The following is a 20375-nucleotide window of genomic DNA, read 5'->3' as shown; positions in this document are numbered from 1 at the left end:
GACGCCGCCGCCGGGACGCCCAAGTAGCTCCGCTACGAGGGCGTCCCGGCCGCACGCCGATCGCACGCACCGGACGACCCGGCCTGATCCGACGCGAATTGTCAGACAGGCCCTAGTCCGCGCCCCCGCACGGGATTCCGGTCGCGGGCGCATTCTCCGTGGGGCGGAGGCGTACACACGCCTCCGCCCCACTTCCGTTCGCCCCTCCGGGAGGGGTCCGAAAGGTTTCGGCCGACAGGTCTCGGCCTGTCGTGCGAAGGGTGCTAGCAGATCGAGGCTCCCGGCGGGGTAAGTTTGCCAACTGCGCACCCCAGATGAACGGTTGACGACTAGAGTGGCTGCTCGGTGATCATCGGTAGGCTCATCACACCCACGTGGTTCTCCTTCCTCGGTCAGCCGCGTTCAGCCTCGTTCAGCCCCGTTCCCCCCTGTTCCGCCCGACCGTTCTTCCTGTAGCGCATCCCCCGTAGTACGCCGATTCTCGGGCACGTACCAAGGACACCCATGTCTCAACTTCGCGCACCCGCCCCGCGGTCCGAACGCCGCGAGGGCGGGCGCCACGGCCGGTCGGGCGCCCGCAACGCCGCCGGTCCGGCCGGCACCGGCTCCTCCCCCTCCCCCGTGCGGCTGCCCAGCGAGGCGCGCATACGGCCCCAGTTGCTGCGCACCTCCGTGCTCCCGGCCGTCGCCGTCGCGCTCGGCGGAGCCGCCGCCGTGCTCTTCACCATCCGCTCCACCGGGGCCGAGGTCACCCCGGGCCTCTGGGCCGCCCTCACCGGCGCCGCCGCGCTCACGGTGGCCTCGGTGACCGCCGCCGCGCTCGGCGCCGACCGGGCCGCCAAGTCGGTCCTCGACCGCGCCAACGCGCTGCGCCGCTCCAGCGCCCGGGCCCAGAGCGAACTGCGTACGGTCATCGAACAGTTGCGCAGGGGAGAGGTTCCGGAGGCCCGGCCCGTGCTCCCGCCCGGCACCGGATCGAGTGATGAGTTCGACCTGCTCGCCCACGAACTGACGCGCTCTCACGAGGCCGCCGTCAGCGCCGTGGTGCAGGCGTCCAAACTCTCCAGCAGCGTCGGAAACGAACAGAAGGTCGAGGTCTTCGTCAACCTCGCCCGCCGGCTCCAGTCCCTCGTCCACCGCGAGATCCAGCTCCTCGACGAGCTGGAGAACGAGGTCGAGGACCCCGAGCTGCTCAAGGGCCTGTTCACCGTCGACCACCTCGCCACCCGCATCCGCCGGCACGCGGAGAACCTCGCCGTCCTCGGCGGCGCCATCTCCCGCCGCCAGTGGTCCAACCCGGTCACCATGACCGAGGTGCTCCGCTCCTCCATCGCGGAGGTCGAGCAGTACCCGCGCGTGAAGCTGGTGCCGCCGATCGACGGTACGCTCCGGGGCCATGCCGTGGCCGACGTCATCCACCTGCTCGCCGAACTGGTCGAGAACGCCACCGTGTTCTCCGCCCCGCACACCACGGTGCTGCTGCGCGCCCAGTACGTCACCGCCGGCCTCGCCATCGAGGTCGAGGACCGCGGCCTGGGGATGCCCGTCACCGAGCAGAACAAGATGAACGCCCTGCTCGCCGACCCCGACCAGGTCAACGTCGCCCACCTGCTCCAGGACGGGCGGATCGGGCTCTTCGTGGTCTCCGCCCTCGCCCGGCGGCACGGCATCGCCGTCCGCCTCCAGTCCAACATCTACGGCGGCGTCCAGGCCGTCCTGGTCCTGCCGCAGGGACTCCTCGGCGCCGATCCCGAGGGCCTGGCCCGCACCGAGCACCGCGGCACGGCCGGGACCTCCCCGGCCCAGGCTCCGCAGGTCCAGCCCGCGCCCCCGGCGGCCGCCCCGGTCGCGGCCTCCGCCCCGGTCGCGGCCCCCGCCCCGGTCCGGGCCCCGGCCCCCGCGGCACCCCCCGTGTCCGTGCCCGCACCGGCGCACCTGTCGGCCCCGACGCACCTGTCCGCGCCGCCCCCCGCGGCCGTACCGGCGCACGTGACGGCGCACACGCACGTGACGGCGCACCTCCCGGGCCCCCCGCCCGTACCGCAGCCGCCCGTCCCGCACCGTCCGGTCTACGCCGATGCGGCCCCCGCCGCCCCCGGCCTGCCCGGAGTCCCGTCCCAGCCGAGCCACGCCGAGTCCGCCGCCCCCGGCGGGCCCGCCGGGCACGGCGGTGCCTACCCCGCCCCGGCGCCCGCGGTCCCCCCGGCCCCGCGCACCGGAGCGTCGAGCAGGCCCGTCCTCCCCAAGCGGCGCGCCCAGGAGCACCTCGTCCCGCAGCTACGCGACGAGCCCACGGCCCGCAAGCCCGAGGAGCACGCCCTGCACGACCCGGGTCTGATGGCCGCGTTCCAGCGCGGCATCGGACTCGCCGAATCCCAGCCCTCCCCCCGTGAACCGCTGCGTCCAGGCGACGCGCACAAGGAGTAGATGCACCATGGCGAGCAATGGGCCGCACGGCCATTCCTCGGATCTCGACTGGCTGCTGAGCGGACTGGTCCAGCGGGTCCCCTACACCCGCAACGCCGTTCTGCTCTCCTCCGACGGCCTGGTGAAATCCGTCCACGGCCTCGACCCCGACGCGGCCGACCACATGGCCGCGCTGGCCTCCGGGCTCTATTCACTCGGGCGCAGCGCCGGCGCACGCTTCGGCGACGGCGGCGAGGTGCGCCAGGTGGTGGTCGAGCTGGACTCCACCCTGCTCTTCGTCTCCACCGCCGGGTCCGGCACCTGTCTCGCCGTCCTGGCCGGCCGGGAGGCGGACGCCGCCGTGCTCGGCTACGAGATGGCGATGCTCGTCAAGAGCGTCCGTCCCTATCTGGTCACCCCGGCCAGACAGGCCGCCGGCGCGGCGGGCAGTGCGGGACAGTGACCATGGGGTCCCACCAGGAAGGACCCTGGCTCGACGACGCGGCCGGCCGCCTGATCCGCCCGTACACCGTCAGCGGTGGCCGGACGAAGCCGACCACGGCGCTCGACCTGCTCTCGATGGTGATGGCGACCGGCACCAGCCCCCAGCCGCACATGGGTCCGGAACACAGCCTCGCCCTCGGGCTGTGTGGCGGACCCACCTCGGTGGCGGAGATCGCGGCGCACTTACGGCTCCCGGCCGTCGTCACCAAGGTCCTGCTCTCCGATCTCGTGGACTGCGGGGCGATCACCGCCCGGGCGCCCCGGTTCCACGCCAACCCAACCGACCGTTCCTTGCTGGAGGCAGTGCTCGATGGCCTACGACAACGGCTCTGAGCGCCACGACAGTCTCGCCGCCGACCCCTTCCCCTCCGCGCTCAAGATCCTCGTGGCGGGCGGCTTCGGCGTCGGCAAGACCACCTTCGTGGGCGCGGTCAGCGAGATCGAACCGCTGAGCACCGAAGAGCTGCTGACCTCGGTCAGCGCGGCCACCGACAGCCTGGAGGGCGTGGAGTCCAAGACCACGACCACCGTCGCCATGGACTTCGGCCGCATCACCCTCGACGCGCGCAACGTGCTCTACCTGTTCGGCACCCCCGGCCAGGAGCGCTTCTGGTTCATGTGGGACGAGCTCTCCGAGGGCGCCCTCGGCGCGGTCGTCCTCGCCGACACCCGGCGCCTCCAGGACTGCTTCTCCGCCATCGACTTCTTCGAACGGCGGGGCATCGGATTCGTGGTCGCCGTGAACGAGTTCGACGGCGCCTTCCGCTACGACCCCGACGAGGTGCGGTCGGCCCTCGACCTCAAGCCCACGGTGCCGGTGCTGCTCTGCGACGCCCGGATCTCCAGCTCGGGGATCCGCACCCTGGTGACCCTCGTCCAGCATCTGCTCACCACCATCCCGGCCGCGGTGCCGAGCTACGGAGCCACGACATGACCTACGACCCCACCGGTCATCTGCTGCTCACGCCCATCGACAACGAGGCGCCCACCCGGGTCCGCCGACTGCGCGAGCTGGGCCTGGGCGAGCAGCCCGATCCGGCCTTCGACGAATTCGCCCATCGGCTCGCGGACGTGACCGGCGCCCCGTTCTCGATGGTCAACTTCATCGACGAGAACCGGCAGTTCTTCGCCGGACTGCACACCCCGGCCGGCACTCATTCCGGCTCCGACCTGGGCGCGGCGGCGGCCGGCGCCGGGGGCGTCGGACGGTTCATGGCCCGCGACCACGGCTACTGCCCGCACGTGGTGGTGCGCCGCAAGGCGCTGGTCCTGGAGGACGTCTGCGACTACCCGCGGTTCGCGGGCAACCCGGTCGTCGACGAGATCGGCATCCGCTCGTACATGGGCGCTCCGCTGATCGACCGCACCGGGATCGCGCTCGGCACCATCTGCGTGGTGGACACGGACGTACGTCCCTGGGGGCGGGCGGGCCTGGAGACGATCAAGGCGATGGCCGCCGAGCTGGTGGAGCAGATCCACCGCCGCGAGGACGGCATGATCTGACGGCGCCCGGCGCCCTTCCGTACGGCCGCGCGTGGCGCGTACGGGTGCCCCGGTGTTCGGCTTCTTCGCCGGACGCCGGGGCACGGTTTCTCGGGGGACCTCCTCAGCAGCCCGCGGGTTCCAGGCGGACTACGTCGGACAGGCGCTCCGACCAGCTTCCCTTGTCCTGGCCGAGGGCGACCTCGGCCAGGCGCAGGAGCTGGATGTCGGAGGTGCCGGCGGGGGCGAACATGTGGTGCGCGTCGCGCAGGTACCGCTCGATCGGGCGGTCCGTGAAGAGGCCCGCGGCGGCGTGGATCTCCATGGCGTTGCGGCCGGAGTCGATGGCGGACTCGACGTTCACCAGTTTGGCGTTCATGAGCTCGGTGTCGCAGGACATCCCCTGGTCGAGCAGATGGACGGCATGGTAGGCGGCGAGCCGGGCCGTCATCAGACGCGACTGCATCTGGCCCAACTTGAGCTTGACAGTAGGCAGTTCCGCGATCGGCTTGCCGTAGCGGATCCGCTCGGTGGCGAACTTGGTGGTCTCCTCCAGGATGGCCTGATGGATACCGAGCGACACGGCCGTCAGATTGGCCCTGCCGTACAGGACGCTGGAGGAGTACGCGACGGCGAGGCCGTCCCCCTCGTCGCCGAGCCGGTTGGCGGCCGGCACCCGGCAGTTCTCGAAGATGACCTCGCCGAAGCTGAAGCCGTGCAGCCCCATGGCCTCACGCTGCGGACCGGTCCGGAAGCCCGGACGGTCGGATTCGACCAGGAAGGCGGTGAGCCCCTTCGATCCCGGGCCGGTCCTGACCACGACCCCGTGGAGGTCGCCGACATGGCTGTTTCCGACGTAGACCTTGCTGCCGTTGAGGATGTAGTCGTCGCCGTCCCGCTCGGCGGTCGCGGACATCCCGAGGACATGGCCTCCGGACTCCGGTTCGGTGACCGCGATGGTCGGCAGGCACTCCCCGGCGGCGATGGCGGGAAGCCAGGTCTTGCGCTGTTCGTCGCTCCCGAAGTGCACGATCTTGGCCGTGCCGAGCTGCGAAGCCTGGACCATGGCGCCCATGGCTCCGCTGACCCGGGCGAGCTCCTCGATGATGATGGTCTTGGCGAGGTGTCCGGCGCCCATCCCGCCGTACTCGTGGCTGATTGTCGCGCCCAACCAGCCCTGCTCGGCGATGAGCCGGGACAGCTCGTGGTGGACCGAGCGTGACGCCTCCATCTCGGGTATCCGTGGCCGAACCTCACTCTCCGCGAACTCCCTCACAGTGTCGCGGAGTTGATGATGCAGTCGACTGCTGAAGTAGCCGTCCATCCGAGTCCCTCCCCTGCTTATGCCTGCTCGTCTAGTGGTCCGAGCAGGTGGTGCATCGGCAGTGGTCCCGTCCCGAACAGGCCGACCACTTCATGGTGTTGATCTTTCTTGGGTGGATCAATATCGCCACCAAGTTTGTCTGAAACAGGGACGGTTGACGTTTGTTTCCGACTGTGTTTGATGTGATGTTGGCCTGCTCAGTCCGACTGCAAGGACATTCCCCGAGGGCATCTTTCTGCCACATGCCAAAGGCAACGGTTTCTGAGGCATATGGCGCCGAGGCCGCCGAAGTCGCCTCAGAGGCCCCTTCTTCACCGCGTGAGCGCCATGTCGGAAAGGTCCCCGGAGGGGCGCACGGCCAGTAATCACGGGCTTCTTGGAGCTTCAGGACGCCGCCGCGGAGTGCGCGCGCGGCGTCAGGGGCGCACAGAGGCATTCACCGGCGCCGGGGCGCGATACAGAGCGTGAGGGGGCGTGGATGACGGTGCGTGCGCGGGCGCGCACGCCGTCGGTGCCGGGGGAGTCGGGGCGATCGCGATCACTGCTGATCGAATTCGATCGTGGACGATCACGAGCGCTTGCCGGTCGGTCGGCATCTGTCGGCTGTTCGGTCGATGAGCGGTCGGCAGTGATCGGCGGACCGGTCGGTGAGCGGTCGGCTGTCCGGTCGGCGGCCGGTCGGGAGCGGGTCGGGACTCGGTCTGGGACCCGGTCTGGGGCCGGTCGGCGGCGGTCGGGCTCCCTGCCCTCGCCGGGGCGGGCGGGCAGGCCGTACGGTCGGACCATGGTCACTTCCGACGACGTGCGCAGGATCGCCCTCTCCCTGCCCGGGGCGGTCGAGAAACCCGCCTGGGGGATGCCCACCTTCCGGGCGGGACCGGGCGGCCGGATGTTCGCCTCGCTCTCCGACGACGACCGGGTGATGGGCGTCAAGTGCCCGAAGGAGGAGCGGGCGGAGCTGATCGCCGCCGAACCCGGCAAGTTCTTCCTCCGCGAGGGGCACGACGACGGATACGCCTGGATCAGGGTCCGGCTCGCCGCCCTCGACGACGACGAGGAGCTCCGCGCGATCCTCGCCGACTCCTGGCGGCAGGCGGCCACGCGGACGCTCCTCGACCGGCACCCCGAGGTGGGGCGGCCCCCGGCGGGCGGCTGAGCCCCCGGGTCACGGTCACCCCAGGAACGCCTCGATCCGCGCCCGCAGCGCCGCCGGGTCGAGCCCCTGCCCGGCCAGGTGCTCCTCGATCGTGCCGTACCGGCGCAGCTCGCGGCGGCCGATGCCGAGGCCCAGGACCCGGTGGGGTACGGCGGCGAGGGCGTCGTTCGCGGCGGCCGTCGAGGTCCCTTCGAGGTAGGGCTCGACCAGCACGACGTCGGGCCGGGCCGCCGCGACCGCCCGGCGCAGGGTCTCGCCGTCGAAGGGGCGCACGGTCGTCGCGTACAGCACCCCCACGTCCAGCCCCTCCGTCGCCGCGAGCACGTTGTCCAGCATCGGCCCGACCGCGAGGACCACGCCTCGCGCCCCCTCGCGCAGCACGCTGAACCCGCTCCGCGCCCGGGGCCGGGCCGCCGCGTTCGCGTGGACGGACAGGCGCACGTACACCGAGCCCTCGGCCGCCACCGCCTCCCGGACCAGGGCCTCGGCCTCGTCGGGGTGGCCCGGCACGTGGACCGTCCAGCCGTCGAGGGTGTCCATCAGCGCCACGTCGCCGGGCGACATGTGGGTGAGGCCGCCGGCCGGCCAGTCGTACGAGCCGCCCGCGCTGACCAGCACCCCGTGCACGCCCTGGTGCCCGAAGTCCAGCTTCAGCTGCTCGAAGGGGCGCTCGACCAGGAAGCTGGCGAAGGTGTGCATGAGGGGACGCAGCCCGGTCAGGGCGATCCCGCCGCCCGCCCCGATGAGCAGCTGCTCCCGGATCCCGACGTTGATCACCCGGTCCGGGTGCCGCGCCAGGGCCTGCTGGAAGCCGTCCTTGCTGATCTCGGCGAGCACGACCGCGAGCCGGGGGTCCTCGTCGAGCAGCCGGCCGGTGGTGGCGATGAAACGGTCACGCATGGTGTCCATGGAAGGGGTCTCCTCGGGAGGTGGGCGCTCAGGCGCTCTTCGGCTCGACGCGGGCGACGACGGCGCGCGGCCGTCCGGGGTGCGGGGCGGTGAAGGCCGCGTACAGGGCTTCGTGATCACGCCCGTCCACGGTCGCGGCCGACCAGCCGGCGGCCTCGAAGCGGGAGGCGATGCCGCCGGGCCAGCCGTAGGTGGCGGAGCCGTTGTCGATCACCAGCGTGTGCAGCGCCTCCAGGCCGGCGGGCCCGGCGTAGCCGATGGCCTCGTGGTTGCTGCCCTCGTCCAGCTCGGCGTCCCCGATCAGCACCCACACCCGGGGCCCGGTCAGCCCCTGCGCCCGCAGCCCCAGGGCGGTGCCCACCGCGAGCGGCAGCCCGTGCCCGAGCGAGCCGCTGCCGATCTCGGCGCCCGGCACGAGCGTGCGGTCCGGGTGGTGCCCGAGCGGCGAGTCGTACGCCCCGAAGCCGGCCAGCAGCTCCTCGCCGAAGAAGCCCTTGGCGGCCAGCACGGCGTAGTACGCCATGGGCCCGTGCCCCTTCGACAGCAGGAAGCGGTCCCGCCCCGGGTCGGCCACGCGCCCGGGCGAGACCCGGAGCACCCGGTCGTAGAGGACCCAGAGCGCGTCCAGGGTGGAGGTGGCGGCGGTGGAGTGCTTCTCGTCCCCGGTCATCAGCGCCATCAGCCGGTGCAGCTCCCGGACGGCCTCGTCCGGCGGCGTCGGCGGCGTCGGCGGCGTGTGCGTCGTGTTCGTCATGCTCTACACCGTGCTACCTCAAGCGCGCTTGAGGTCAAGTGTCGAACTGGTTCGTGAGCACCGGGGGAAGTGCGGTATGGTTCTCATGCGCGTTCGGCCGGGGAAACCCCAGGTCAGACGGGCACCGGGACGTGGCGCAGCTTGGTAGCGCACTTGACTGGGGGTCAAGGGGTCGCAGGTTCAAATCCTGTCGTCCCGACTCGAGAGAGTCGTAGCCGAGGGGCCGTTTCAGAGCGATCTGAGACGGCCCCTCGGCCGTTTCCGGCGTTCCGCGGGGTGTCGTCAGCCCTCCCGGCGGTCGCCCAGCACCACCGGCGCGAGGCCCGCGTCCAGGAGCCGGGCCGGGGTGCCGGAGCCGTCGGCCGGGACGGTGTACAGGTCCGCGCCGTAGTCGCCCGGGAGCGAGTACGCCACGGTGCTGTTGTCCAGCCAGACCGCCTGGTCGTCCACGCTGCGGGGGTCGGCCAGCGGGGTCTCCCGCAGGCCGGCCAGGTCGAGGGCGTACAGCCGCCAGGGCGCGTCGGCGGGGGCGCCGGGGACCCGCTTCTTGTAGACGATCCGGGTCTCGTCGGGGGAGAGCGAGGGGCACTCGACGTTCCGGTGGAGCGTGGTGACCGTGCGCGCGGCCAGGTCGCCGCGGACGAGGTGGGTCTGCCCGCCGGTCGCCATGGTCGCGTAGAAGTGCCGGTCGTCGCGGGAGAAGGTGACGCCCCAGAAGTTGGTGTCGGCGGCGCGGTACGGCCGGCCGTCCTTGATCACCGCGAACTCCTCCAGGGAGGCCGTGAGCCGCCGCGTCCGGGTGTCCAGGACGGCGGTACGGGTGGAGAAGTCGGTGCCCGCGTACGAGTCGCCGCCCACGAACACCGTCCACGCCACGAAGCGGCCCGAGGGGGAGACCCGCGCCCGGGTCGGGATGCCCGGCAGCGGGTAGCGGGCCGTCTCCTTCAGGTCCGCGTCCAGGACCACCGCCCGGTACGAGTCCTCCACGGTGCCGCGCTCGGCCTGGAGGCAGATCCCGGTGCCCGCGGCGGAGTGGAAGCGCAGGCACTTCACCCCGGACGCGGTACGCGGGCCGCCCGGCGCGGCGGCGGGCACGGTGACCAGCTCGTCGCGGTGCGGGCCCCAGGCCAGGTTGCGGAAGACGAGCCGCCGGGCCGTGCCGGGCGCCAGCGAGACCGGTCCGGCGGCGACCGCCGGGCCGCCGGCCTGGGCCCGGTCCTTCTCGGCGGCCCGGTCCGAGGCGTGCAGCAGCGAGGCCGCGGCCACGCCGCCGAGCACGGCGAGCGCGGTGAGCAGGACGAGCAGTTTGGCGCGCAGGGTCATGCGGGGCTGTCCTTCCGGGTGTTCGGGGCGGCAGGGGCGGCCGGGGCGGCAGGGTCGGCCGGGCTGCTCGGGTCGAGCGGCCCGAGCGGATCGCTCGCGCCGAGCGGGTCGCCGGGGCCGTCGGGGCCGGCCAAGCCGCTCGGGCCACCAGGGCCGGTCAAGCCGCCGGGTCCGCCAGGGCCGGCCAAGCCGCCCGGGTCACCAGGGCCGGTCAGGCCGCCGGGTCCGCCCGGGCCGGCCGGGCCACCGGGGCCGGCCAAGTCGCCGCGTCCGCCCGCGCCGTCGGGGCCCCCGCGCGCGCCGGCCCGCCCGGCCCCGGGGAGGAGCGCGAACGCCGCCGCCGCGCACAGCGCGAGCGCGCCCGTCGCCGTGCCGAGCGCGGTGCGGTCGCCCCAGGCGCTCCACGCGGCACCGAAGGCGATCGAGCAGCCGAAGCGGGCGAGTGCCTGGCCGGTCTGCACCAGGGCGAGCCCCGAGGAGCGCAGTTCGGCGGGGACGCAGCCGGCCGCCGCGGCCATCAGGACCCCGTCGGTCGCCGCGTAGAAACCGCCGTGCAGCAGGAGGACCAGGTAGGGGAGCGCGGTGCCGTGCCAGCCGCTGAGCAGGGCCCCGTACGCGAGGAGCAGGGCGAGGTGGCCGCCGAGGAAGACCCGGTGGCCGCCGATCCGGTCGGCGAGCCGCCCGAGCGGCACGGCCAGCAGCAGGAAGGCGGCGGCGGTGCCCAGCGGCAGCAGCGCGAACCACTGGTCCGGGACGCCGAGGCGGCGCTGGAGCAGCAGGTAGACGAAGGAGTCGCTGACCGTGGCCAGGCCCAACAGGAGGGCGCAGAGGGCGAGTCGGCGGACCTCGTGGATCCGCAGCAGGGCGAGCGCCGCGCGGAGGGAGGCGCGCGGGGCCCCGGCCGGGGCGGCGGTGTCGTCGACAGGGCGACGGGGGCGGGACGGCACGAAGAGGACGAGCACGAGCACGCCCGCCGCGGCCACGCAGAAGCTCACGGTGAACACCGCGTCGTAGCCGTCGACGGCCTGACGCAGGATCAAGAAGGCGACGAGCGGGCCGATCAGGGCCCCCGCGGTGTCCATCGCCCGGTGCACGCCGAAGGCGCGGCCCCGGGACTCCGGCGCCGAGGCCAGCGAGATCAGCGCGTCGCGCGGCGCGGTCCGCAGCCCCTTGCCGGTGCGGTCGGCGGCCAGCACGGCGCCGATCAGCGGGAGCGAACCCGCCACCAGGAGCAGGGGTTTGCACAGCGCCGACAGGCCGTAGCCGAGGACGGCGACCGTCTTGTGGCGTCCGCCCCGGTCGGCGAGGTGGCCGCCGACGAGCCGGACCAGCGCGCTGAAGCCGTTGTAGACGCCGTCGAGCAGGCCGAAGCCGAGCGGTGAGAGGCCGAGCCCGGCGACCAGGTAGAGCGGGAGGACGGCCGTGACCATCTCCGAGGACACGTCCGTGACGAGGCTGACCGTGCCGAGGGCCAGCACGGTCGGGGCGACGGCGGCCCGCCGCCCGGGGCGGGTGCCCCGGGCGGCGGGCGCGGGCGTCGCGGGGGTGCTGCGACTGTCCGCTACGTACACGTCACGAGGTCCAGATGCCCGTGATCGGGGCCGCGTTGGCCGCCTGCCCGGCGTGCGAGGTGCCGTACATGTCCTCGATCGTGCGGAGCAGGTTGTAGTGGTTGTACGTGGTCGCGGAGGTCGATCCCGGGGTGACCTGCTGGCCGTAGAGCACGGTCGGGATCTTGTTGCCGGCGAGCCGGTTGTCCTCGTCGAAGGTGACGACGAGCAGGCTGTTGTGGGTCTTCGCCCAGGTCGCGTAGGCGCCGAGGTTGTTCTTCAGCCAGGTGTCACCGGTGCCGACCGAGCAGTCGTGCATGTCGCTGCACAGGTTCGGGACGACGAAGGAGACCTGGGGCAGCTTGGTGTAGTCGGTGGGGAACTGCGTGAAGGTGTACGCGGAGGAGGTCGGCACGTTCGAGAAGCCGAACCAGGGGTTGTGCTTGCGGGCGTACTTGCCGCTGCTGCAGGTGGTCGAACCCTGGCTGGGCAGCGTCTCGTTGTAGCTGGCCCAGGTCTTCCCCGCGGCGATCAGCTCGGAGGCCAGGTTCGGCGCGGACGAGAAGCCGGGGGTGTAGCAGCTGTCGTCGGTGATGCCCTGGGTGGAGCCGGAGAACAGCGCGAAGTAGTTCGGCTGGCTCGGGTGGGTCTCGCCGAACGACTGGGTCAGATTGGCCCCGCCGGTCTTCAACGAGTTGATGTACGGGGCGCTGGAGCTCCCGATGACCTGGCTGTAGGCGTGGTTCTCGAAGACCACGACCACCACGTGGTCCGGGGTCGGCACGGTGGCCGCGGCCTGGGCCGAGGACGTCCCGCCGAATCCGGCCCACAGGCCGAGCGAGGCGGCGGCGAGGCCGAGGGCGGACAGAAGGGCGGTGCGGCGTTGTCTGGGCGCGCCGGACACGGCTACCTCCGGTTGAGGGGGACGGCTGGGGGGCGGTGCACCCGAAGGGTAGGTGTGTCCATGCCAACCGGGAAGGTGCCGCACGTGAAGACCCGGGAAACGTCTCGTGGCGCGTACACGCATTCGGTGGGGCCGGTCCGGCCGGCCGCCGGGGAGGGCCCGCGCGGGCCGCGAGGGACCCTTTCTCCAGCCCCTCGCGCAACTCCAGTGCACGGGACTGCCGTTCGGGTGGGTGAAAGCCCGCTGTGCGCCCCTTGGCCGGAACTGGCGCATGACTCCGGGCGGTGCTTCCGGCATTTTCCGGACGCCGCATCGCCTCGGTGGCCTGGTCACCTCGCCGGGTGGCCGGAAAACCTAGGTTCACCCGGTTAAACCCCACGCGATACAAGATCACCGGTTCGAGGTAATGCCCCCGGTCTGACCGGGTGAGCGGCCCTTCCCGGCCGTTACTGTTCCCCGGGATCTGGGGCGATTCCCAGAGATTTCAACCACTGTCTTCCTCTTCCGGCGATCGGTAAAGGAATGTGCCGATCGCCGCCTTCGCGAAGGAGAGCTCGCCCGATGACCGTTGACACCGGCGCGGAAGCCCAGCTGGAGCAGCCGAACCGGCCGCAGTCCAGCCTGAGCACCGCGGCTGCCCGCAACCTCGCCACCACGACCAAGTCCGCCCCCCAGATGCAGGAGATCACCTCCCGCTGGCTGCTGCGGATGCTCCCCTGGGTGGAGACCAAGGGCGGCGCCTACCGGGTGAACCGCCGACTGAGCTACACCGTCGGCGACGGGCGCATCGAGTTCGTCCAGGACGGCGCCACCGTCCGGGTCATCCCGCAGGAGCTCGGCGAACTCGCCCTGCTGCGGGGCTTCGAGGACGTGGACGCGCTGACCGCCCTGGCCGACCGCTGCGAGCAGCGCGAGTTCCGGGCCGGCGAGGTGCTGGTCGAGCGCGGGACGCCGGCCGACCGGATCCACCTGATCGCCCACGGCCGGATCAGGCAGACCTCCACCGGCAAGTACGGCGACGAGGTCGCCGTCGCGGTCCTCGCCGACGGCGAGCCCTTCGGCGAGAACGCCCTCCTGGACGCCGACGCCAGGTGGGACTACACCGCCACCGCCGAGACCGCGGGCACCCTGCTCACCCTCTCCCGCGCGGACTTCGCCTCCGTGCTCGCCTCCGCGCCGAGCCTGGACGCCCACATCCGGGAGTTCAGCTCCCTGCCGCTGCAGCGCCAGAACAAGCACGGCGAGGCCGAGATCGCCATGTCGGCGGGCCACGTCGGCGAGTACGACCTGCCCGGCGCCTTCGTCGACTACGAGCTCAAGCCGCGCGAGTACGAGCTCTCCGTCGCCCAGACCGTGCTGAAGGTCCACACGAGGGTCGCCGACCTCTACAACGGCCCGATGAACCAGACCGAGGAACAGCTCCGCCTCACCATCGAGGCGCTCCGCGAGCGCCAGGAGTACGAGCTGATCAACAACCGCGAGTTCGGCCTGCTGCACAACGCCGACTTCAAGCAGCGCATCCAGACCCACTCCGGCCCGCCCACCCCGGACGACATGGACGAGCTGCTCAGCCGCCGCCGCGGCACGAAGTTCTTCCTCGCCCACCCGCGCACCATCGCCGCGATCGGGCGCGGCTTCAACGCCCACGGGCTCTACCCGGACCACGTCGACCTCGGCGGGCAGTCCGTCCCGGCCTGGCGCGGGGTGCCGATCCTGCCCTGCAGCAAGATCCCGATCAGCAAGGACAACACCAGCTCGATCATCGCCATGCGCACCGGCGAGGAGAACCAGGGCGTCATCGGCCTGCGCCAGACCGGCCTCCCGGAGGAGTACGAGCCCGGCCTGTCCGTCCGCTTCATGGGCATCAGCGAGCAGGCGATCATCTCGTACCTGGTCACCACCTACTACTCCGCCGCCGTCCTGGTGCCCGACGCCCTCGGCGTGCTGGAGAACGTGCAGATCGCCCGCCGCCGCGACTGAGCCGCGCGACGCGAGCGCCTTGCCGCGGGCGCGTGACCGCGGGCGCGACCGGAGGATCCGCCCGCGGTCCGCGTCACGGCCCGGACCCGCCCGGGCCGGGCGAGCCCGCCCGGGAGCCGGGGTCAGCCTCTTCACCTCAGCAAGGAGTCACGGATGCCCGACCCCGGGCCCTCCCCCCTTACCGACCAGCCCTCCGCCATCGAGCGGATCCTGCGCGGGCCCAGCGGTCTCGGCACGAGCACGCTGTCCCTGGCCCGCCGCCCACTCCCGGCCCCCACGCCGGAGGCGGCCCCAGCCCAGGAACCGGCCGTCGTGCCGGAGCCGGTCCCCGCGCCGGACCCGGCCGGGGTCCCGGTGTCCGAGCCTGCGCCGCCCGCGGACGCCCTGCACATCCCGGGCCTCTACTACCACCCGGTCGCCGAGCCCGACCCGGCCCGGGTCGCGGAGGTCAGCCGCCGGATCAAGGACTGGGCGGTCGACGAGGTCCAGCTGTTCCCCGACGACTGGGAGGGCCAGTTCGACGGCTTCTCCGTCGGGCGCTACATGGTGGCCTGCCACCCGGACGCCCCCACCATCGAGCACCTGATGGTGGCGACCCGCCTGATGGTCGCCGAGAACGCCGTGGACGACATCTACTGCGAGGACCACGGCGGTTCGCCCATCGGCCTCGGCGGGCGGCTGCTCCTCGCGCACACCGCCCTGGACCCGCTGCACACCACGGACGAGTACGCCCCGGCCTGGGCCGACTCGCTCCAGGCGGACTCGCCGCGGCGCTCCTACCGGTCCGCCATGGACTACTTCGTCCGGCAGGCCACCCCCTCCCAGGCCGACCGCTTCCGGCACGACATGGCCCGGCTGCACCTCGGCTACCTCGCAGAGGCGGCCTGGGCCGAGACGGACCACCTGCCCGAGGTGTGGGAGTACCTGGCGATGCGGCAGTTCAACAACTTCCGCCCCTGCCCCACCATCACGGACACCATCGGCGGCTACGAACTGCCGATGGACCTGCACGCCCAGCCGGCCATGCAACGGGTGCTCGCGCTCGCCGGGAACGCCAGCACCATCGTGAACGACCTGTACTCCTACACCAAGGAGCTGGACAGCCCCGGCAAGCACCTGAACCTGCCCGTGGTGCTCGCCGAACGCGAGGGCCTCGCGGAGAAGGACGCCTACCTCAAGGCGATCGAGGTCCACAACGACCTGATGCGCGCCTTCGAGGCGGAGAGCGCCGAACTGGCCGCCGCCTGCCCGGTGCCGACCCTGCTGCGCTTCCTGCGCGGGGTGGCCGTCTGGGTGGACGGCAACCACTACTGGCACCAGACCAACACCTATCGATACAGCCTGCCCGACTTCTGGTAAGCAAGAGAATGGATTCATCTGTGACCAGCACCGAGTTCACCACCCTCAACGGCGCCGCTCCCACCGCCTTCGTCCCCGGTCCGGCCTCGCCGTACCAGGGGGACATCGCGCGGTACTGGGACGCGGAGGCCCGACCGGTGAACCTGAAGCTCGGCGACGTCGACGGGCTCTACCACCACCACTACGGCATCGGCGACATCGACCACGCGGCCCTCGGCTCCACCGAGGACAGCGAGTACGAGAAGAAGCTGATCGCCGAGCTGCACCGGCTGGAGTCGGCCCAGGCCGACGTGCTGATGCACCACCTGGGGGCCATCGGGGGCGACGACACCCTCGTCGACGCCGGTTGCGGGCGCGGCGGCTCCATGGTCATGGCCCACCAGCGCTTCGGCGCCAAGGTCGAGGGTGTCACCCTCTCCGCGAAGCAGGCCGAGTTCGCCAACCGGCGCGCCGCCGAGCTCGGGATCGGGGACCACGTCCGGGCCCGGGTGTGCAACATGCTGAACACGCCCTTCGAGACCGGCAAGGCGGCCGGCTCCTGGAACAACGAGTCCAGCATGTACGTCGACCTGGACGACCTCTTCGCCGAGCACTCCCGGATCCTGAAGGTCGGCGGCCGGTACGTCACCATCACCGGCTGCTGGAACCCGCGCTACGGCCAGCCCTCGAAGTGGGTCTCCCAGATCAACGCGCACTTCGAGTGCAACATCCACTCGCGCCGCGAGTACCTGAAGGCGATGGCGGACAACCGCCTGGTCCCGCAGGCGGTCATCGACCTGACCCCGGAGACCCTGCCGTACTGGGAGCTGCGCGCCACCTCGTCCCTGGTCACGGGCATCGAGGAGGCGTTCATCAACTCGTACAAGGACGGCTCGTTCCAGTACGTCCTGATCGCGGCCGACCGCGTCTGACGTCCCCGGCGGCCCGCCGGGCCCGGCACGACGGTGCCGGACCCGGCGGGCTTCCCCGCGCCTCAGTCCTCCGGGTCCCCGGGCTCCGCCGGCTGGATCCCCGCGAGCAGGTTGAAGGCGCCGGTCAGCAGGTTGAGGGTCACCACCCCGACCACCTCCGCGATGATCCGGTCGCTCCACCCGTGCGCCCGCAGCTCCGCCACGTCCTCGTCGCCGAGGGCGCTCGGCTCGGCCAGCACCCGCAGCGCCACCGCGATCAGGGCCGCCTCGCGGGCGTCCGTGGAGGTGCCCTGGCGGGCCAGCTCGATGTCCGCCTCGGACAGCCCGGCGGCGCGGGCCGCCGCCACATGGGCCTCGCGGCAGGTGCCGCAGCCGATCCACTCCTGGACGGCGAGGGACAGCTTCTCGCTGAGCGCCCGGGGGATCTTCACCCGCTTCATGGCCCGGGACAGGCTCAGATAGCCCTCGATGAGCGCGGGCGAGTGGGCCATCGTGGACACCATCTCGCCGGCCGAGCCGTGCCGCTCGACGATGTCGGCGAGCAGTTCGCGCGCCCTGCCCGTGGCCTGCTCCGGTTCGAGCGCCGTGAGCCGCCGTGCCGGGCGGTCCGTCCGCGCCGTGCCTTCTGTTCGCACCGTGCCTCCTCCTCGGTACGCCGCTCGGCATACCCGTGGGGGGTATAACGCGAAGTGGGCTCCGGGAGTTCCCGGCCCGCCCCGGCCGACACGGAACCCCCTAGGATCGGGGGGTGATCAAAGGCGTGATGTTCGACTTCTCCGGCACCCTGCTGCGTGTCGAGTCCACCGCGCACTGGCTGGACGCCGTCCTCGCCGAGACGGACGTGCGGCTCTCCGGCGACGAGTTCGCCCACGCCGTCGAGCGCCTGACCGCGTACGGGGCGCTGCCCGGCGGCCCGTCCCCGCTGCGGGTGCCGGACGGGCTGCGCACGCTCTGGGACGAGCGGGACCTCGACACAGAGCGGCACCGCGCCGCCTACTCGGGCCTGACCGAGGCGGCCGGGATCACCGACCCCGCGCTGGTCCGCGCCCTCTACGACCGGCACATGAGCCCGGCGGCCTGGCAGCCGTACCCCGACACGGCCCGGACGCTCGGCGAGCTGAGCCGCGCCGGCGTGCGGGTCGCCGTCGTCAGCAACATCGGCTGGGACCTGCGGCCGGTGTTCCGCGCGCACGGGCTCGACGAGTGGGTCGACCTCTACGCGCTGTCCTTCGAGGTCGGCGTCCAGAAGCCGGACCCGGCCATCTTCCGCTACGCCTGCGACGGCCTCGGGCTCGCCCCGGCCGAGACGCTGATGGTCGGCGACGACCGCACCGCCGACGGCGGCGCCCTCGCCCTGGGCGCCCGCGTCCACTTCGTCGACCACCTCCCCGTCGACCGGCGACCCGAGGGGCTGCGCCCGGTGTTCGGGCTGCTGGGGGACCCGGGCGGCGCCTGAGGGGGCGCGTGTTGACCGTGTGACGGCGCGCCGGTGGAAGTGACGGTACGTCAGGTGTGCTGTGCGGGGCGGGATTCGGCTCCTCCCGGCGGCGTGCGCGCGCCCCCGCGCGCCGCCCCGTGCCCGCCCCGCGCGCTCCTCCGAAGGGGCGGGGGAGGGGGCGGGAAACACCCGGCGGAGCGCAATCGCCCGATCGGTTCCTCTTCTCCACCGCACGGAGTAGAAGCCCTTGTCGCGCCCCGTGCCGACGTGCGTCCCTGTCTCCTGCCGCCGCCCGGAGCCGCCCCCTCGCTCCACGGGTCCGCCGCGGCGTGAAAGGACGCGCGCATGGGTGTCATCCAGGACCGGGCCCTCGCCCGGCTCGCCGACCCGGAGGCACTCGGCGCGCTGCTCGGACCCCGGGCCCGCTTCCTCGTCGAGCACACCCACGACCTGACGTACGAGCGGATCGACTCGGTGGCCGCGCTGCGGGTCCGCACGGCCGCCGCGCAGTGGCCGCTCTTCCCGCCCGCCGCCCGCCGCGGCACCTGGCACCAGACCGTCCCCGGCATCACCCTCGCCGACTTCCGCTGGGAGGGCGAGCGGGCCGAGCCGGTCTGGATCGACGTGCTCGCCGAGCTGGAGGTCGACCTCGTCGCCGAGACCGACCCCGGCGGCCTCGACTCCCTCGTGGTCCGGGCCGTCGACGCGTACGCCACCCTCGACGAGTTCCGCGCGCGGTTCCGCTTCCTCGACCTCGACGCCTTCATGCGCCGCCACGGCCTCGTCACCGTCGAGGACCTGCGCGAGTCCGGCGAGTACCTGCGCGCCGAGGTGCGGCTGCGCCGCCCGCCCGTCTTCGACCCGGGCGATCCCGTCAACCGCCGCACCGTCGCGCTGGACGCCGCCGTGGTCGTCGGCGCGGGCGACGACGTCGCCTGGGCGGTGCGGGCGGCCCGCCTGGTCGCCGCCGCGGCCCGCGACCGGCCGCTGCCGCCCGGGACCTTCGGGACGCGCGTCGCGCCGTACGCGCTCGTGGCCGCGTTCCCCGCCCCCGTACCGTCCCCGTCGCCCGCCGGGGCGGGGCTCGAACCGGCGCGGATCGAGCGGCTGCTGGCGGACGCGGGCGTGGCGGCGGTGTTCCTGGACTGACCCGCCCGCCCGCCGTCGCTCCGCGGCCCCCGAATGGCCGTCCCCGAAGACCGTCCCCGTTCCGGAAGGCAGCAGGTCCCATGCCCGACACCCCCGACAGTCCCGTCCGCTACGTCCGCGTCAGGGTCGAGGGCGTCCCCTTCGCCCCCGCCACCCGCGCCTACGGCAACGTCGCCGTCGTCGGCGTCGCGAACCTGCCGGCCTCCGACCCGCCCGACGACTTCCTGCAGCCCAACGTCCCCCGTCTCTACACCGACGTCAACGAGGCCCGCAGGACGGCCGCGGGACCGCTCGGCGAGGCCATCGCGACCGCCCTCGTGCAGCAGCCGGGACCCAGCGAGGTCTGGGGCGTCCGGATGGCCCAGCCGAGCTCCTACGACGACGCGCTGGCCAAGGTGGGCACGCTCAACGTGCAGCTCGTCGTGGTCGCCGACACCGAACTCGCCCTCACCGCCCCGGCCGGCGGCCCGCCCGTGCCCAGCCCCGGCATCGTCAAGCTCGCCCAGCACGTCTCCGGCCCCGCCGCCGACGGCATGGAGCGGATGGGCGTCGCCATGCTCGCCAAGGGCGCCAGCGACCCCGCCGTGGTGACCGGCAGCCTCGCCACGGAGCGCATGGTGTACGTGGCGCACAAGAGCGACGAGGACGTCGCCGCCGCCGTCGCCGGGACCATCGCCGGCTACCCGCCGCACATCTCGCTGCTGCTCAAGCAGGTCAAGGTGAGCTCCGCCCCCTTCTCCGCCGAGGAGATCATCCGGCTGAACGGCTCCGAGGGGCCCGGCACCCGCGGCCCGCAAGGGAAGGGCGTCAACTGGCTGGTGGACCCGCCGCTCATCCCCGGCTCCGGCGTCTACCTCGGCGAGGGCTACACCGGTCTCCCCGCCACCAAGAAGTACATCGACATCGTCCGTACCGTCGACGACGTCACCTTCCGCCTCAAGGCCCGGCTCATCGGCACCATCGGCAACCTCCGCATCAGCCGCTCCGGCTTGCGCGGGCTCGTCGCCGAGATGGAGACCGTCCTCGAACCCCTGCGCAGGTCCGAGGTGATCGAGGGGTACGAGATCGTCGTCCCCCTCCTCGCCCTGCTCGACAAGCCGCAGCGCACCCCCGCCGAGGACGACCTCGTGCGGGCCGCGCAGACCGAACGGGCCGCCGAGGCCATGGTGCGGGTCGACTACGCCGGGGCGGTCCACCGCATCGACGTCTCCCTCATGTTCGACTGA

The 20375-nt window shown here is 72.8% G+C and carries 18 protein-coding genes, 1 tRNA gene and 1 pseudogene; 13 read left to right on the top strand and 7 right to left on the bottom strand.

Annotated features, from left to right (window positions below; all coding sequences use genetic code 11):
* Nucleotides 1-504 precede the first annotated feature (504 nt).
* Genes AB0C99_RS20600 through AB0C99_RS20580 form a run of 5 tightly spaced genes read left to right on the top strand, consistent with a single transcriptional unit; the run spans nt 505 to nt 4413 of the window.
* Nucleotides 505-2427, top strand: coding sequence for an ATP-binding protein (locus AB0C99_RS20600; protein WP_362476827.1), 1923 nt, complete (start codon nt 505-507; stop codon nt 2425-2427).
* Between the two features lie 7 nt (nt 2428-2434).
* Nucleotides 2435-2869, top strand: a complete 435-nt coding sequence (locus AB0C99_RS20595; RefSeq protein ID WP_046911062.1) for a roadblock/LC7 domain-containing protein — start codon at nt 2435-2437, stop codon at nt 2867-2869.
* 2 nt (nt 2870-2871) lie between these two features.
* Nucleotides 2872-3243, top strand: a complete 372-nt coding sequence (locus AB0C99_RS20590) for a DUF742 domain-containing protein (protein WP_362476825.1) — start codon at nt 2872-2874, stop codon at nt 3241-3243.
* Nucleotides 3221-3844 (top strand): ATP/GTP-binding protein, encoded by a 624-nt coding sequence (locus AB0C99_RS20585; RefSeq protein ID WP_362476823.1) that lies wholly within the window; start codon nt 3221-3223, stop codon nt 3842-3844. The genes AB0C99_RS20590 and AB0C99_RS20585 overlap by 23 nt, the downstream gene beginning before the upstream one ends.
* Nucleotides 3841-4413, top strand: a complete 573-nt coding sequence (locus AB0C99_RS20580) for a GAF domain-containing protein (protein ID WP_362476821.1) — start codon at nt 3841-3843, stop codon at nt 4411-4413. The genes AB0C99_RS20585 and AB0C99_RS20580 overlap by 4 nt, the downstream gene beginning before the upstream one ends.
* A gap of 103 nt (nt 4414-4516) precedes the next feature.
* On the opposite strand, the gene AB0C99_RS20575 is transcribed toward AB0C99_RS20580, so the two are convergent.
* Nucleotides 4517-5716, bottom strand: a complete 1200-nt coding sequence (locus AB0C99_RS20575) for an acyl-CoA dehydrogenase family protein (RefSeq protein ID WP_362476819.1) — start codon at nt 5714-5716, stop codon at nt 4517-4519.
* 784 nt (nt 5717-6500) lie between these two features.
* Between AB0C99_RS20575 and AB0C99_RS20570 the strand changes: the two genes are divergently transcribed.
* Complete coding sequence (locus AB0C99_RS20570; protein WP_362476817.1) at nt 6501-6872, top strand: MmcQ/YjbR family DNA-binding protein; 372 nt, start codon at nt 6501-6503, stop codon at nt 6870-6872.
* A gap of 15 nt (nt 6873-6887) precedes the next feature.
* Here AB0C99_RS20570 and AB0C99_RS20565 read toward each other — a convergent pair whose 3' ends face one another.
* Both AB0C99_RS20565 and AB0C99_RS20560 read right to left on the bottom strand, forming a co-directional pair.
* Nucleotides 6888-7781, bottom strand: a complete 894-nt coding sequence (locus tag AB0C99_RS20565; RefSeq protein WP_362476815.1) for a transketolase C-terminal domain-containing protein — start codon at nt 7779-7781, stop codon at nt 6888-6890.
* A 28-nt stretch (nt 7782-7809) separates the two neighbouring features.
* Nucleotides 7810-8460 carry a transketolase gene (locus tag AB0C99_RS20560; protein ID WP_362476833.1) on the bottom strand — a complete coding sequence of 217 codons (651 nt, stop codon included), beginning with the start codon at nt 8458-8460 and terminating at the stop codon, nt 7810-7812.
* Between the two features lie 200 nt (nt 8461-8660).
* Between AB0C99_RS20560 and AB0C99_RS20555 the strand changes: the two genes are divergently transcribed.
* Nucleotides 8661-8734 (top strand) — tRNA-Pro (locus AB0C99_RS20555).
* Between the two features lie 83 nt (nt 8735-8817).
* Here AB0C99_RS20555 and AB0C99_RS20550 read toward each other — a convergent pair.
* From AB0C99_RS20550 to AB0C99_RS20540, 3 genes and pseudogenes are all read right to left on the bottom strand, one after another.
* Nucleotides 8818-9858: a TolB-like translocation protein gene (locus AB0C99_RS20550; RefSeq protein WP_362476813.1), complete on the bottom strand. Its 1041-nt coding sequence runs from the start codon at nt 9856-9858 to the stop codon at nt 8818-8820.
* 341 nt (nt 9859-10199) lie between these two features.
* A pseudogene (locus AB0C99_RS20545) lies at nt 10200-11429 on the bottom strand (MFS transporter); the annotation flags it as partial.
* Nucleotide 11430: 1 nt separating this feature from the next.
* Nucleotides 11431-12312 (bottom strand): alkaline phosphatase family protein, encoded by an 882-nt coding sequence (locus AB0C99_RS20540; protein ID WP_362476811.1) that lies wholly within the window; start codon nt 12310-12312, stop codon nt 11431-11433.
* Nucleotides 12313-12873: 561 nt separating this feature from the next.
* On the opposite strand from AB0C99_RS20540, the gene AB0C99_RS20535 reads away from it, so the two are divergent.
* The 3 genes from AB0C99_RS20535 to AB0C99_RS20525 all read left to right on the top strand — a co-directional run bounded on the left by AB0C99_RS20535 (nt 12874) and on the right by AB0C99_RS20525 (nt 16562).
* On the top strand, nt 12874-14292 hold the full coding sequence (locus tag AB0C99_RS20535; protein ID WP_362476809.1) for a family 2B encapsulin nanocompartment shell protein: 1419 nt from the start codon (nt 12874-12876) through the stop codon (nt 14290-14292).
* A 153-nt stretch (nt 14293-14445) separates the two neighbouring features.
* Nucleotides 14446-15651, top strand: coding sequence for a family 2 encapsulin nanocompartment cargo protein terpene cyclase (locus AB0C99_RS20530; protein WP_362476807.1), 1206 nt, complete (start codon nt 14446-14448; stop codon nt 15649-15651).
* A 20-nt stretch (nt 15652-15671) separates the two neighbouring features.
* A complete protein-coding gene (locus AB0C99_RS20525) occupies nt 15672-16562 on the top strand; it encodes a geranyl diphosphate 2-C-methyltransferase (RefSeq protein WP_362476805.1) in 891 nt (296 codons plus the stop codon).
* A gap of 62 nt (nt 16563-16624) precedes the next feature.
* On the opposite strand, the gene AB0C99_RS20520 is transcribed toward AB0C99_RS20525, so the two are convergent.
* Entirely contained in the window at nt 16625-17197 is a 573-nt protein-coding gene (locus AB0C99_RS20520; RefSeq protein ID WP_362476803.1) for a carboxymuconolactone decarboxylase family protein, read from the bottom strand.
* A 116-nt stretch (nt 17198-17313) separates the two neighbouring features.
* On the opposite strand from AB0C99_RS20520, the gene AB0C99_RS20515 reads away from it, so the two are divergent.
* The 3 genes from AB0C99_RS20515 to AB0C99_RS20505 all read left to right on the top strand — a co-directional run bounded on the left by AB0C99_RS20515 (nt 17314) and on the right by AB0C99_RS20505 (nt 20375).
* A complete protein-coding gene (locus AB0C99_RS20515; RefSeq protein WP_362476831.1) occupies nt 17314-18018 on the top strand; it encodes an HAD-IA family hydrolase in 705 nt (234 codons plus the stop codon).
* Nucleotides 18019-18345: 327 nt separating this feature from the next.
* Nucleotides 18346-19149 carry a hypothetical protein gene (locus AB0C99_RS20510; protein WP_362476801.1) on the top strand — a complete coding sequence of 268 codons (804 nt, stop codon included), beginning with the start codon at nt 18346-18348 and terminating at the stop codon, nt 19147-19149.
* 80 nt (nt 19150-19229) lie between these two features.
* Nucleotides 19230-20375 carry a hypothetical protein gene (locus AB0C99_RS20505; protein WP_362476799.1) on the top strand — a complete coding sequence of 382 codons (1146 nt, stop codon included), beginning with the start codon at nt 19230-19232 and terminating at the stop codon, nt 20373-20375.

The sequence above is a fragment of the Streptomyces sp. NPDC048659 genome, from assembly GCF_040650575.1.
In the GTDB taxonomy this organism is placed as follows: Bacteria; Actinomycetota; Actinomycetes; order Streptomycetales; family Streptomycetaceae; genus Streptomyces.
The sequence above is the reverse complement of the archived record's forward strand: the minus strand, read 5'-3'. Positions and strand labels throughout refer to the sequence as shown.

What these genes read in the sequence shown, in the direction of transcription:
- AB0C99_RS20600 (WP_362476827.1), top strand. Translation starts at nt 505, where the DNA reads ATGTCTCAACTTCGCGCACCCGCCCCGCGGTCCGAACGCCGCGAGGGC.
- AB0C99_RS20595 (WP_046911062.1), top strand. Translation starts at nt 2,435, where the DNA reads ATGGCGAGCAATGGGCCGCACGGCCATTCCTCGGATCTCGACTGGCTG.
- AB0C99_RS20590 (WP_362476825.1), top strand. Translation starts at nt 2,872, where the DNA reads ATGGGGTCCCACCAGGAAGGACCCTGGCTCGACGACGCGGCCGGCCGC.
- AB0C99_RS20585 (WP_362476823.1), top strand. Translation starts at nt 3,221, where the DNA reads ATGGCCTACGACAACGGCTCTGAGCGCCACGACAGTCTCGCCGCCGAC.
- AB0C99_RS20580 (WP_362476821.1), top strand. Translation starts at nt 3,841, where the DNA reads ATGACCTACGACCCCACCGGTCATCTGCTGCTCACGCCCATCGACAAC.
- AB0C99_RS20575 (WP_362476819.1), bottom strand. Translation starts at nt 5,716, where the DNA reads ATGGACGGCTACTTCAGCAGTCGACTGCATCATCAACTCCGCGACACT.
- AB0C99_RS20570 (WP_362476817.1), top strand. Translation starts at nt 6,501, where the DNA reads ATGGTCACTTCCGACGACGTGCGCAGGATCGCCCTCTCCCTGCCCGGG.
- AB0C99_RS20565 (WP_362476815.1), bottom strand. Translation starts at nt 7,781, where the DNA reads ATGGACACCATGCGTGACCGTTTCATCGCCACCACCGGCCGGCTGCTC.
- AB0C99_RS20560 (WP_362476833.1), bottom strand. Translation starts at nt 8,460, where the DNA reads ATGGCGCTGATGACCGGGGACGAGAAGCACTCCACCGCCGCCACCTCC.
- AB0C99_RS20550 (WP_362476813.1), bottom strand. Translation starts at nt 9,858, where the DNA reads ATGACCCTGCGCGCCAAACTGCTCGTCCTGCTCACCGCGCTCGCCGTG.
- AB0C99_RS20535 (WP_362476809.1), top strand. Translation starts at nt 12,874, where the DNA reads ATGACCGTTGACACCGGCGCGGAAGCCCAGCTGGAGCAGCCGAACCGG.
- AB0C99_RS20530 (WP_362476807.1), top strand. Translation starts at nt 14,446, where the DNA reads ATGCCCGACCCCGGGCCCTCCCCCCTTACCGACCAGCCCTCCGCCATC.
- AB0C99_RS20510 (WP_362476801.1), top strand. Translation starts at nt 18,346, where the DNA reads ATGGGTGTCATCCAGGACCGGGCCCTCGCCCGGCTCGCCGACCCGGAG.
- AB0C99_RS20505 (WP_362476799.1), top strand. Translation starts at nt 19,230, where the DNA reads ATGCCCGACACCCCCGACAGTCCCGTCCGCTACGTCCGCGTCAGGGTC.